Source organism: Halomonas sp. BM-2019, assembly GCF_017584085.1.
Map to the genome: position 1 here is coordinate 2,677,258 of NZ_CP071922.1, position 12,948 is coordinate 2,690,205.

Here is a 12,948-nt window from a genome sequence, read left to right on the forward strand (position 1 = left end):
CCTGGGCCCCGAATTCGTCCAGGAACAGCGGGGCAATCGCCTCGGCATAGTCCATGTAGCCGGGCAGTTCGACACTAAACTGCGCTCGGAGGGATGGCGGCATGGGTCCGAAGAACCCGCCCCCCAGGTCGAGGTATTGCGGCGGCCGATCGGGAAACAACTGCCTTGCTAGCTGCAGCATGCGGCAAGCGCGGTCCCGGTAGGATGCTGCGGAGCGGTCGAAGGAGAAATGGCAATGCAAGCCGTTGATAGTGACATTGGGTAGCTCGCGCAGGCGCTTGCTGGCCAGTTGGAGATCGCCATTGGCATCACTCAGGCCGAAACGCGAGGTGCGCCCCTTCCACTGCAGGTCCAGGTTGCAGCGAAGGCCCACCGCCACGGGCAGCTCGGGGTGATGCGTGACCACTTCACGGACTTGCTCGACCTCATGCAGGCTGTCCACATTGAGCCGAGCCCCAGCGACCAAGGCCTTGTCCACTTCCTCAAGCGTCTTGGCCGGCCCGTTGAAGATGATCCGGCCAGGCGCTACGCCCAGCGCCAAAGCCATCTCGTACTCCATGCCCGACACGACTTCCGCATAGAGCCCCCGTCGCTCGGCTTCCACGCAGAAGGTCGGCAGATAGTTGGTCTTGTAGGAGTAGCCGAGCTGGGTGTTCGGGTAGAACTGACGAAACGCCTCCAGGAAGTTTTCCACATTCCGGCCGAACACATCCGGCTTGGCTATATAGGCAGCCCCACCCGAGTCCTCGAGCAAGGCATCCAATTGTTCCCAAGTATATGACATATCGCGGATTCCCTGTTTTACATTGTCCACACCCGGCGGCTGACCACCACTCCGCTCTTGCGCTTACTCGCTTAATTATTGCCCATGAAGTCCTCGGCAGTGACATGCCCCTGGGCCGAGATACCCTCTCGCTGAAAGACCTTCTTCACCGTTATCAGAAGAATTTTCACATCCAGCCACAGGGACTGATGGTCGACATACCAGTTATCGAGCTGGAACTTCTCTTCCCAGGTCAGGGCATTGCGCCCGCTCACCTGGGCCCAGCCGGTAATCCCGGGGCGCACCTCATGACGGCGGAACTGATCACGGCTGTAGCGCGGCAGGTACTCCATAAGCAGAGGTCGGGGACCAACCAGACTCATGTCACCCTTGAGCACATTCCACAGCTCAGGAAGTTCATCCAGGCTGGTTGCACGCAACCAGGCACCGAAGCGCGTCAGGCGAACGTCATCCGGTAACGGATGCCCCTCGGCGTCGAAGGCCTCCAACATGGTTCTGAACTTGAGCATCACGAAGGGCTGACCATCCAAGCCCGGGCGCTGGTGGCGAAATATTACAGGGGAGCCAAGCTTCACTCTTACCAGAATCGCCACCACCAGCATAAGCGGCCACAGGGTCAATAACGCCAACGAGGCGAGTGTCAGATCCATTGCTCTCTTCAGCATGCAGCCTCCCATCATTTCAGGCATTCATACGCTCGTAGCAGCTCATGGTCTTCCATGTATCAGTTCAACATCATCGAAGGGCGCCTGATCAGGCGATAAATGATAGAGCGCGTTGACCGCAAACGTCCTCTGCCTAACTCTTCGCCCACACTCCGGCTCGGAGAAGAGATGCATCCTGCTCAGTAACACTCGCCCTCTCACTTACGCGAGGCCCCAGGTTCGAGCGAGGCCCCAGGTTCGAGCGAGGCCCCAGGTTCGAGCGAAGCCCCAGGCGACACGCAGACCGGCAAACCATTCGTAACACATTTTCATACACAAAGTTACATTTAGCGAGCCAACATCTCCTGAATTTTCTCATCCTGGACGAAGGCTTCTGCTCATGGCGCATACGAAACCAGGCTGCGAGCCACCCTGGTGGTCGATCGAACCGCGTCCGTAGCCCGCCAGGCTCAGCGCTGCCGGGGGGCCATCACATCGCGCAATGCCACACCGTGGAGCCACGCCAGGCGCACGGCCTCGGCGCGGCTCTCCTCCCTGGCCAGATGATGAATCACGACTCGCCTGGGCAGAAAGCACAGCTCCACGGCAATCCAGGCCAGCAGGAATGCCAGCAAGGGCCACCACCACTGCCCGTTCCCGACTCCAGCCGAACGGAACAGATGGAGCAGTATCGGGGCCAGGCCGATCCCCCACCACGCCTGATGGATCCCGAGAAAGCGATTGGCCTTTAGCATGTCGCGACGTAGCTCGCGGGATGTACGAGCAACAGGAGGCCGGATAGTATTCATCTGGTTCATCGCAGCACCACACCAAGCTGTACCCAACTGTCCATGAAATACTTCAGCGGCAAGCCGACAACTTCCCCTACCATTCAACTCGAGAGGCATCAGCCCGACGTCGCGGGTAGTGATCACCACCGACATCAGGTGGCATCGAATCACACCGCATACATATAGTAACATATTTACAAGAAAATACACACTCTGAAGCTATAAGAAACATATTCAAGATCGAGACACTGATCCTGCCTCCGGCAGAAACCCGGCTGACGCGATGAACATAACCAATTGATAGACAAGTATTTACCAAGATATCAGAGAGGGCCGTCCGATAGCACTGACCGGCGGCGCCGAGACCAGCGATCATGGCCAGGCCGCTCAACGTGAAGAAATTTCTAGTTCGTGCTTGCCGGCCCGGGTCATCGATCAGGCTCAGGTAGAGTGTCGAGACGCTGTCCGTGGGGCCTCGTCGACTCGCTGCCAAGCTACTCATTCAGCCAGGCTCGGCGAACGATAGAACCCCCAGAAAATGCACAGCCAGCTGGTATAGAGCGCAACACCTACCGGATAGACCATGTAGCTGTAGGTCAAACCAAATCCGAAGAGGCCAACACCCAGCAGCATGCCGCAGGCGGCCAGCGCACGCCGGGCCGGGCACCTGTGCCCCAGGCCTTTCCAGAACAGCACGATGGGCATGGCATAGAGGATCAGCAAGGCCAGGAACCCCACCACACCGCGCCTGACCCAGGCATCCAGCAAATCGCTGTGGGCATGCCAGTATCTCGCCACGTCAGGATCGACCCTGCCCTCACTGCCCAGGCGTTCGAGTCCGCGGCGATACTCCCGGTTGCCCCAACCCTGCAGGGGGCGCTCGGCGATCAGCAAGGCTGCCCCCCTCCAGATCTCCAGGCGCGCGCCCGACGTGATTCCTCGCTCGCCATGTAGATAGCGACTGGCATGGTCCAGTCCTATGTCGATGCGTTCCTTGACCCCCGTCTGAGGCAACCAGACCGCGAGGCTGGCCAATGCCAGGATCCCGGCCAGCAGGCCGCCGGAGAAGCCGCGGGAAAAGCCTCGCCCATAGGTTGCCCACACCACGGCCAGCAGGAAAGGCACCATCACCCACCCCCCGCGAGTTCCGGACAACATGGAGGCAAGCCCACCGCCTGCCGCACCGGCCAGCAGGACCATCATCCATCTGATCCGATACGGCTGATGCCAGGCCCACCCCAGACCCGCCAGGCAGAAGAAAGCCAGGAGCAGGCTGAAGTTTCCAAACAGTATGGGGTGCAAGGGCTCGGGCCCCGAGACGCGGGCATGGTCCAGCACAATGCGCTGCACGAGGCTCGACACCCCGCAATAGATGCCGCCCATCGACAGTCCCGACCACAGCCAGGCCAGCGAGGGGGGAAACAACAGCAGCACCAGCAGGGCTGGCGCCAGCATCATGGCCGGCCAGACCAGGCGGAACACGCTGGCGATATCGCCATGCCGGTCTGCCATGACCAGCCAGACGACGGCAAACATGGCCAGTATGACCGCCGGCACGATGGGCACGGCATAGTCCCAAAGCCGATTGGTCCAGCACGAGCACAATGGGAGCGCCAGTGCCGCCATGGCGATAAAGACGAGGTAACCTCCCTGAACGGACAGCGACAGCGCCCCGGAAGCCCAGGTGGCCAGGCCGGTCCAGACGTTCAACCAAGGCCTCCTGTCATCAAGCCATCACCCCAGGTAGGGGCAGGCCACAGCCGGTCAGCCGCCCCCCTCCTACCACGCAAACCAGGCATCCACACTTGCTCCCGACACGGCAGTTTGCGCAGTTGATGAACAGCAATTCCATTACTCCATCAGTGACAACACCCTTTCGAATCAACGGGAGGGTGTTGTCAATGGCCATTGGCTGCAACTTCCTCCGTCCAACGCAGAAGGCTCAAGCCCTCAGGGAGTCACCGCGGCCCACCCCGAAATAGAGAAGACCCGCCCGCTTCACGGCATGTGGGTCGTAAAGATTTCGGCCATCGATAATCACCGGCATGCTCAGGTTGGCCTTCAGCCAGCCGAAATCCACGGAGCGAAACTCCTTCCACTCGGTGCAGATGACCAGGGCATCCGCTCCCTTCACGGCCTGGATGCGATCGGCCACCAGCGCCAGGTCATCACGCTCACCATAGATCCGGCGGCACTCTTTCATGGCCTGAGGATCGAACGCCTGAACCTTGCCACCGGCGCTCCAGACTGCCTCCATCAGGGTCCGGCTGGGGGCATCCCGCATATCATCGGTATTCGGCTTGAACGACAGTCCCCACAGGGCAATGGTCTTGCCCGACAGGTTCCCATCGAAGGCCTGGGAGAGCTTGGTAAACAGGTTCTTCTTCTGCCGCTGATTGACTCTCTCGACGGCATTGAGAAGCTCTGCCTGATAGTCCACCTCGACGGCGGAGCGGGCTAAGGCCTGGACGTCCTTGGGGAAGCAGGAACCACCATAGCCGCAACCAGGATAGATGAACTGATAGCCAATCCGAGGATCACTACCGATGCCATGGCGAACCTGCTCCACATCGGCTCCCAGGCGCTCCGCCAGGTTGGCAATTTCATTCATGAAGCTGATCTTGGTGGCCAGCATGGCGTTGGCCGCATACTTGGTCAGCTCGGCCGAACGGACATCCATGAACATCAGTTTGTCGTGAAGGCGACTGTAGGGCGAGTAGCACTCACGCATCAATTCCTTGACCCTTTCGGAGTCGGTCCCCACGATGATACGAGCCCCGAAGGTGAAATCCTCGATGGCCGCCCCCTCCTTGAGGAACTCGGGGTTGGAACAGACATCGAATTCGACACTCTCGCCGCGTGCCGCCAGGGCATCGACCACCGCGTCGCGCACACGATCGGCGGTTCCCACCGGCACGGTGGACTTGTCGACAACCACCTTGTAGTCCTGCATGTGGCTCCCGATGGTATCGGCCACCGCCAGCACGTACTGCAGGTCAGCGCTGCCGTCCTCGTCGGGCGGAGTCCCCACGGCGATGAACTGAAGCGTACCGAAGGCAACGGCCTCGCCTGGGTCGGTGGTAAAGCCCAGCCGACCCGACGCCACATTGCTCTTCACCAGCGATTCCAGCCCGGGCTCATATATGGGTATTTCACCCTCGCGCAGCCGGGCGATCTTCTCTTCATCGATATCCATGCACATCACATCATGGCCAACATCGGCCAGACAGGCCCCCGTGACCAACCCGACATAGCCCGTGCCGAAAATCGTGATCTTCATTCCCTATCTCCCGATCCGACTGTAACCAAATGTGTCTTTAACAGCACCCAGCATGCCACGGTCAATCCGAGGTAGCCGCTCAAACCTCTCACGTCCCGGAGCATGGATTGCGTCAGTCCGAAATCCACGAAAGCCACGGTGATCATCAGTCCAGACAAGGCGAGCGTTCTGGTCTGGGCATCTCGACTTCGCCGCAGATGCCGACCGAACAGCCAGGCCGGAATCCCGTACAAGCCCACCAGCGTCAGCAGGCCCAGCAGGCCGCGCCGCGCTGCCGTGTCGATTACATCGCTGTGCAGCTGCTCATAGAGGCTGACGTTCGGATGAACGATACCGGCGTCCGCCATCCCGTCGCGGGCCTGCTGCAGGCGCCCCTCTCCCCAACCCAGGACCGGCCTCTCCAGGAACAGCTGGCCGCCGGCAGACCACATATCCAGGCGAAGCCCTACCGAACTCCCGCTATCTCCCGCCAAATAGCCCTTTACATCCTTGACTGCCTTGCCCAGGCGGTCTTGGACCCCGTAATCGGTGGTAGCCGTCATGGCGACGAGCCCGATCAACACCGACCAGAACCCCACCGCCACCAGCAGCATCTGGCGCCGAGGAAACACATCACGGAAGGCCCGAAAGCCGATCCACGCCAGCAGCGGTACCGCCACCCAGCCTCCCCGCGTACCGGAGAGAAAGGAAGCCGAAAAGCCGGCGATGGCCGCCAGACCCAGCGCGGCGCTCAACCAGGCTGATGGGCGGTGGGGGCGGGACAGACGGCCCAGCAAGGCCACCAGTGCCAGCACGCCCAGCAGCAGCGAGAGATTTCCGAAAGGGATGGCATTCATGCCATTGTCGGCCCGGTAGGCGCCCTGCACGAATCGCTCGTAGGCCGCCGTGCATCCGGCGCCAACGCCTCCAACCAGCAGCCCCAGCCACCACCCGAGGCGTGAGGGTGGGTGGGAGCGAAGCCATACCAGCAGCCCCCCTGCCAACAGCGGCCAGAGTGGCAGGAACCATCCCCGGCCATGCTCGGCTATCGGCCAGACTCCGGTGCGAGCCACGTCCCAGCACCACACGCCCGAAAAGGCTGCCAGGGCCAGCAACCACAGGCGATCCTCGCCATCCAGGTTGGCCAGTGAGGAGCGCCCCTGCCCCGCCGTGGCGAGCATACCCGAGAAGGCAAGCAGCCCCGCCACCATGGGCGCTGCTGCATAGCCCCAGGGCACCAGTATCAGCAGGGAAACAAAGGCCCATACCAGCAGGGTATTGACGGCTCGCCAGGGTTCCCTACCCTCCCGGATAGCCTGCAGCCTGATCGCTGACTGCGACATGACACTCGCTCCCGATCTCACTGATGAAGGCGTTTGCTGCCACAAAGCCCCGTGCGGCGCTCGGGCGGCATGACACCCCGCCATATCGAGAACGCTCCCTTGAACCCCGGCATGTCCGTCAGCGCATCGGCAGTTGACGGCGGCACCCTGCCACTTCCGTTGTCACCGGATCGGTGTGCCGGAAGCGATGGCACAGCAGAGTCTCGGTCGACAGGCGATAGCTCAGGCCCTCGTCCGCAGTGAGCCGACAGGCGTCACAGGTCCCGCACGGCTCGCCGTTACACGGCCGGGAACAGAACCAGGAGTGCTCCAGGACCGACAGGAACCCGTGTCGCTCCGCGAGCGAGCGCATCTGCCATCGGGATAGCGCCAGGACGGGGAAGTGGAACCAGGGAAACAATTCGCTGTAGGGCCAGCAATATCCCTCCCGCAGCCGGCACCCCCCCATCGGCAGGCGTTCGACCCGACCGCGCAGTATATGGCCGACCGAATCATGGAGAGAACTGCAGAGCTCAAGGCGCTTGAGGCCCCGCGATTTCGCATACCTGGCCAGCCAGTCATACTGCTCGTCCAGCGCCTCCACCTTCGCCACCTGCCAGTAGGCCCTCGTGACGGTGACATCCAGGGAAATTTCGGTGATCGGGGTGATTGCCAAGGCTCCGACACGCTCGGCGGCTCCTTCATCGAGCTGTGCCAGAGCCTCCCTGGCGTTCGCAATCGCGCGCATCTCATGCATCGTCGAATGCCTGTCCAGATCGACGATGTAATGCGGAATGACCACCCGCTTTCCGACCAGCGCGGCGTAAGCGACGCGAAAAGTGGATGCCCATCCTCCCGTCCAGAGAATATTGATTGTTGTGTTCATGACCATCCGTTCCAAGCACAGAGTCATCGGAACCGGCAGCCGCCATGACGACAGGCGCTGTGACATGATATACTAGATGTAACATTTATTTACGTCAAAACACAGAGGCATGATATTGGTAATGCCGAAAGCTGAGACCCCGGCCTGGGCCGGGGTCTCGCATCAGCCCTGCAGGGCCTTGGTGGCAGATCGGGAAACGAGGTCAAAGCCTAGACGGATCCTCCCAGGCGCTCGCTCAGCACCGCCTGGGCCTCTTCAATGAGCCCCTCGAGGTGATCAGGACCGCGGAAGCTTTCCGCGTAGATCTTGTAGAGCGGCTCGGTTCCGCTCGGTCGAGCCGCAAACCAGCCATTGGCGGTTTCCACCTTCACCCCGCCGATGGGCGCCTGATTACCAGGGGCCGTGGTCAATACCTGCACCACCGGATCGCCCGCCAGTGTCTCGATGCCCAGATCGAGGGGCGACAGTGACTTGAACCCCTGTTGCTGCTCCGGCGTACAGGGCGTATCCACCCGGCGATAGTGCGGCTCACCGTGACGCTCGGTCAGTTCGCGATAGTAGCGGCTGGGGCTGCGGCCGGTTATCGCCATGATTTCTGCCGCCAGCAGGCAAAGCAGAATACCGTCCTTGTCCGTGGACCAGGGCCGTCCATCAAACGTCACGAAGCTGGCCCCTGCGCTTTCCTCTCCGCCGAAGGCCAGCCACCCCTCATGCAGGCCAGGCACAAACCACTTGAAACCCACCGGCACCTCGTAGAGCTCACGCCCCCGTGCAGCCACCACGCGATCGATGATCGAGGAAGAGACCAGGGTCTTGCCGACCTTCATCGACGGGGACCATGCGGGACGGTGAGTACTCAGGTAGTCGATGGCTACCGCCAGGAAATGGTTGGGGTTCATGAGGCCAGCGGCATCGACGATGCCATGGCGGTCAGCATCCGGGTCATTGCCGAACGCCAGCGAGAAGTCGTCCTTCATGCCCAGAAGGTTCGCCATGGCCGCCGAGCTGGAGCAGTCCATGCGGATCTTTCCGTCATGGTCGGGCGGCATGAAGGAGAAGCTCTCATCGATGACCGGATTGACCACCCTCAGGTCCAGGGGATAGTGCCTGGCAATCGCTTCCCACACCGGCAGCGCCGTCCCCCCCATGGGATCGGCCGCCAGCCTGAGGCCGGACGCGGCGATGGCGTTCATGTCCACCACGTCCCCCAGGGCGGCCACATACTCACCCACGTAGTCGTGGCGGGAGGCCTGGTTCAGCGCCTCTTCCAGGCTCGGCAGAGGGGTGGTACCCACGCCCTCCGCCAGATAGTGATTGGCTCGGCGTTCGATCCAACCGGTAATCTCCGCCTCCGCGGGACCGCCATGGGGCGGGTTGTACTTGATGCCGCCATCTTCAGGCGGGTTGTGGGACGGGGTGATGATCAACCCATCGGCCAGCGCCGCCGAACCGCCGGCGTTGTGACCGAGGATCGCCCTGCTGACCAAGGGGGTGGCGGTCAGCTCTCCATCGGACTCGATGCGCACTTCCACCCCGCTGGCCGCCAGCACCCGCAGGGCCCACTCCCAGGCGGGCCGGGAGAGGGCATGGCTGTCACGCCCCAGGAACAGGGGGCCCTGGATACCCGCCTCGCTGCGATAATCCACCACCGCCTGGGTGATCGCCACGATGTGGTGGCGATTGAACGAGCCCTCCTGGGCCCGGCCCCGGTGCCCGGAAGTACCGAAGCTCACGGCCTGGCGTGGATCCGCCGGGTCGGGTTGTCGTTCGTCGAACGCCTCTATGACTGCCTGCATGGTGATGCCTCCCTGCGGGAAATGAAACGGCCCTCGTTGGCAACGGGGTGGAAAAGGACCTCGGTAGAAACCCAGCACACTGTGCTACAGCTTGCCTACCCAGCTGTCAGCAGACTGAGTCAACAACTGATGCACCTGCTGAAAGGCTTCCTGGCTCTTGCGATAGGGATCGGGGATCTCACGCCCCTGGCCCGCGTCGAGCCAGCGGCCGAACAGCATGGTCTTGCCCAGCGCGGCGGGATCCATCTGGCCCACCGCCATTCGCTGTCCATCGGACATCACCAGCACCAGGTCGGCCCCCTGAAGTATCTCGCTGGTGACCTGGCGTGCCTTGTGGGCGCTGACATCCAGACCGGCGGATTCGGCCAGGGCACGCGCCTTGGGCTCGACTCCCTGCCCCTCCAGGGCATTGAGTCCAGCGGTCTCGATGAGCTTGTGAGGAAGCCGCTCGGCAAGCATCGCACCGGCGACCGGGCTTCGACAGATATTGCCGGTACAGAGAACCAGAATGCGTTCGAACATGGTGACCTATTCACTGGTTATCGAAAGAACCGAATTGGTAGGCGCCCTGCCGGCCGCTGGAGCCTCCCGGCGACAGCAGGCCGACAGGTCGCAACGGGGCAGGCACCAGCGTCAGCTGCGTGACTGTCCCGCTGGCTGACCTCCCATAGCAAGATACCGAAGGGCCGGCGACTTGTCGCGTTGATCCCGTTTGCCTGGCCCAATCATGCCAGGGCGGGGGCCTCCGACGGACCAGCCAAGGTGCCCTGTCGCAGCGTCCGCTCCGATGGCAGCACGTCAGCGCCGCCATGCCGTCCAGGAAACTGACCTGATGAAGGTGAGTATTTTCAGCTTGGGAAGTCACAAAAGGTTTCATATTCTTCGTAACATTAGTTAACAGTATGGAGGCGAATACCTTATGATCGGCATTCTGAATCGGCTTTTTCGGTTGCCACGCCGAAAAAAGCTGTTCATCGAGCTGTCGGTGGATGCCACCCTGCTGTCAATAAGCTTCTTCACGGCTTACTGGCTGCGCTTGGAGACGTGGGAACCCCTGACATCGGCTGCCATTTGGGGGCTCTGGCTGGTGGCCATGCCGTTGAGCCTGGCCCTCTTCGCCCGGCTAGGATTCTACCGCAGTGTGATTCGCTACATGAATATCAAGGCGTTGCAATCATTACTGATCGGCATCGCCTCCTCGGCACTGCTGCTGTTTCTGGGCGCCAATCTGCTCTCGGTGTTCCTGCCAAGATCGGCTTGCCTGATCTACGCCATGCTGGCCTTCATCAGCGTCGGCGGGGCTCGATTCGCAATCCGCATGATCCATATGCGAAGCCTTATGCGCTACAAGACCAGAGTCATCATCTACGGTGCAGGAGCAGCCGGTTCACAATTGGTGAACACCCTGCGACAGGGGGCGGAATACACGCCCATTGCCTTCGTCGATGACTGGCGGGGCATGCGCAACACCCTGGTAGAGGGCCTGAAGGTCTATGGACCAGAAAGCCTCGCCAACCTGGTACACAACTACGGCGCCAAGCGCGTCCTCCTGGCGATTCCCAGCGCGTCACGAGCGCGTCGGCAGGAAATTCTCCGCATGCTGGAGCCGCTGCAGGTACCGGTTCAGACGCTGCCCAGCATGGAGGATGTGATCGCTGGACGAGCACGATTGAACGAGATTCGCGATGTGACCGTCGAAGATCTGTTGGGGCGAGACCCGGTACCGCCTGATCAGCAGCTGCTGGATGCCAATATTCGCGACAAGGTGGTGCTGGTCACCGGCGCTGGCGGCTCCATCGGCTCAGAACTATGCCGCCAGGTCCTGCAGCAGGGACCTCGCCAGCTCTTGCTGCTGGAATTCTGCGAATTCTCCCTGTATGCCATCGAACGTGAGCTTCAACAGCTAGTACATGACCAACAGCTCCCGGTGACGGTCAAGGCGCTGCTGGGCTCGGTCCAGGACCGACAGCGCCTGGACAGCGTGCTGCGAACCTTCCAGGTGAATACCATCTATCACGCTGCCGCCTACAAGCATGTGCCCATGGTGGAGCACAACAGCATTCAGGGCATTCTCAACAATGTGTTCGGTACACTGGCCACGGCACAAGCAGCTATCGAGTGTGGCGTAGAGACTTTCGTGCTGGTATCGACCGACAAGGCCGTGAGGCCTACTAACGTGATGGGCACGACCAAGCGGCTTGCCGAACTGGTCTGTCAGGCCCTTGCGGCTAAACAGCGGTTCACGCGTTTCACCATGGTTCGCTTCGGAAACGTGCTTGGGTCTTCCGGCTCGGTGGTACCGCTCTTCCATGAGCAGATCGCTCGAGGCGGGCCGGTGACGGTGACGCATCCAGAGGTGACGCGCTACTTCATGACAATCCCCGAAGCCTCACAGTTGGTGATCCAGGCCGGCGCGATGGGCAATGGCGGGGATGTCTTCGTGCTCGACATGGGCACACCCGTGAAAATTGCCGACCTCGCTGCCGAGATGATTCGACTCTCGGGGCTCGATGTGCGCAGTGAGGGCAACCCCGACGGGGATATCGAGATACGGTATACCGGCCTTAGGCACGGTGAAAAGCTCTTCGAAGAACTCCTCATCGGAGAGAACGTATCCAAAACAGCACATCCCCGAATCATGAGCGCCAATGAGGATTATTGGCCCTGGCCACGCCTGGAGCGATACCTTCAGGAGTTGGGCCAAGCCATCCATGCACGCCAACACGATGTTATACGCGAACTGCTGCTCTCGGCGCCGGCAGGTTATGCACCTCGTGACGAGATCACAGATCTGGAGTGGCTGGGTCGCACCTCCCACCTTGTACAGAAGGCAGACAAGCTCCCAAGCCAACAATCCGAAGCATCACATTCAAGACAACATCGTTCTGAACCGCATCGTTCAGAAGCAGAAGGGACAGTTGCCGAATCGAACGACTTGATCCCGGCATACTCCCTTAAGCCATAAGCACCAATCAGCAGGAACATCCCCAAGGGTCACACTCTCTGTACTGCAGCCTCTGTGGTACAGAGCGATACTCGACACGGCTGTGCGGTGCGTACACTCTGATCTTACCCAGCATTGGTGGACACCGGGGCCTGGCAGGGCACTCGATCGCCCTGCCAGGAGGTTACTTCAGTGAGGGCGACAGTGTGTCACCACCGCATCGCCTTGTTCGGCAGCCAGCAAGAGCTGACTTGAGGTGGTCAGCCATCAACGGCTTGATTCATCACCTCTGTCAACACTCGACAGGTAGTGTCGATCTCATCACTGGTCAGTGTCGGGTGGCAAAGAAACATCAAGCTGGTCTCACCGAGTTCACGGGCTACAGGCAGGCGCTCGCTTGGCCGCCAGCCAGTATCGTCGAAAGCCTTCTCGAGGTAGATTTCAGAACAGGAACCGCTGTAGCAGGGCACACCCCGCGCCACGATCTCGTCGAGAATCCTGTCACGAGTCCAGCCTTCTCGA

The 12,948-nt window shown here is 61.1% G+C and carries 10 protein-coding genes and 1 pseudogene; 1 reads left to right on the forward strand and 10 read right to left on the reverse strand.

Translation table 11 applies throughout. The annotated features are described in order from the left end of the window. The 9 genes from J5F18_RS13420 to J5F18_RS13460 all read right to left on the reverse strand — a co-directional run. A partial coding sequence (locus J5F18_RS13420) for a hypothetical protein (RefSeq protein ID WP_346299109.1) occupies positions 1-784 on the reverse strand: 784 nt, incomplete at its 3' end. 71 nt (positions 785-855) lie between these two features. Beyond that, the gene (locus tag J5F18_RS13425; protein ID WP_346299110.1) at positions 856-1,449 is read right to left on the reverse strand and encodes a sugar transferase; all 594 of its coding nucleotides are present in this window, start codon (positions 1,447-1,449) and stop codon (positions 856-858) included. Positions 1,450-1,898: 449 nt separating this feature from the next. Next, on the reverse strand, positions 1,899-2,246 hold the full coding sequence (locus tag J5F18_RS13430) for a hypothetical protein (protein ID WP_346299111.1): 348 nt from the start codon (positions 2,244-2,246) through the stop codon (positions 1,899-1,901). Between the two features lie 471 nt (positions 2,247-2,717). Further along, complete coding sequence (locus tag J5F18_RS13435; protein WP_346299112.1) at positions 2,718-3,929, reverse strand: O-antigen ligase family protein; 1,212 nt, start codon at positions 3,927-3,929, stop codon at positions 2,718-2,720. A 232-nt stretch (positions 3,930-4,161) separates the two neighbouring features. Beyond that, entirely contained in the window at positions 4,162-5,499 is a 1,338-nt protein-coding gene (locus J5F18_RS13440; RefSeq protein WP_346299113.1) for a UDP-glucose/GDP-mannose dehydrogenase family protein, read from the reverse strand. Further along, positions 5,496-6,821, reverse strand: coding sequence for an O-antigen ligase family protein (locus tag J5F18_RS13445; protein WP_346299114.1), 1,326 nt, complete (start codon positions 6,819-6,821; stop codon positions 5,496-5,498). The genes J5F18_RS13440 and J5F18_RS13445 overlap by 4 nt, the downstream gene beginning before the upstream one ends. A gap of 118 nt (positions 6,822-6,939) precedes the next feature. Then, positions 6,940-7,686 (reverse strand): hypothetical protein, encoded by a 747-nt coding sequence (locus tag J5F18_RS13450; RefSeq protein ID WP_346299115.1) that lies wholly within the window; start codon positions 7,684-7,686, stop codon positions 6,940-6,942. A gap of 209 nt (positions 7,687-7,895) precedes the next feature. After that, positions 7,896-9,482 carry a phosphoglucomutase gene (locus J5F18_RS13455; RefSeq protein WP_346299116.1) on the reverse strand — a complete coding sequence of 529 codons (1,587 nt, stop codon included), beginning with the start codon at positions 9,480-9,482 and terminating at the stop codon, positions 7,896-7,898. An 84-nt stretch (positions 9,483-9,566) separates the two neighbouring features. Then, entirely contained in the window at positions 9,567-10,004 is a 438-nt protein-coding gene (locus J5F18_RS13460; RefSeq protein WP_346299117.1) for a low molecular weight protein-tyrosine-phosphatase, read from the reverse strand. 397 nt (positions 10,005-10,401) lie between these two features. Here J5F18_RS13460 and J5F18_RS13465 point away from each other — a divergent pair, with 397 nt between their 5' ends. Beyond that, on the forward strand, positions 10,402-12,447 hold the full coding sequence (locus tag J5F18_RS13465; protein ID WP_346299118.1) for a nucleoside-diphosphate sugar epimerase/dehydratase: 2,046 nt from the start codon (positions 10,402-10,404) through the stop codon (positions 12,445-12,447). 239 nt (positions 12,448-12,686) lie between these two features. Here J5F18_RS13465 and J5F18_RS13470 read toward each other — a convergent pair. Then, positions 12,687-12,948, reverse strand: a pseudogene (locus J5F18_RS13470) (aminotransferase); the annotation flags it as partial.

Bases quoted from the DNA above. Each gene is read 5' to 3' on its own strand.
- J5F18_RS13425 (WP_346299110.1), bottom strand. From the start codon at position 1,449: ATGCTGAAGAGAGCAATGGATCTGACACTCGCCTCGTTGGCGTTATTG.
- J5F18_RS13430 (WP_346299111.1), bottom strand. From the start codon at position 2,246: ATGAACCAGATGAATACTATCCGGCCTCCTGTTGCTCGTACATCCCGC.
- J5F18_RS13440 (WP_346299113.1), bottom strand. From the start codon at position 5,499: ATGAAGATCACGATTTTCGGCACGGGCTATGTCGGGTTGGTCACGGGG.
- J5F18_RS13445 (WP_346299114.1), bottom strand. From the start codon at position 6,821: ATGTCGCAGTCAGCGATCAGGCTGCAGGCTATCCGGGAGGGTAGGGAA.
- J5F18_RS13450 (WP_346299115.1), bottom strand. From the start codon at position 7,686: ATGAACACAACAATCAATATTCTCTGGACGGGAGGATGGGCATCCACT.
- J5F18_RS13455 (WP_346299116.1), bottom strand. From the start codon at position 9,482: ATGCAGGCAGTCATAGAGGCGTTCGACGAACGACAACCCGACCCGGCG.
- J5F18_RS13460 (WP_346299117.1), bottom strand. From the start codon at position 10,004: ATGTTCGAACGCATTCTGGTTCTCTGTACCGGCAATATCTGTCGAAGC.
- J5F18_RS13465 (WP_346299118.1), top strand. From the start codon at position 10,402: ATGATCGGCATTCTGAATCGGCTTTTTCGGTTGCCACGCCGAAAAAAG.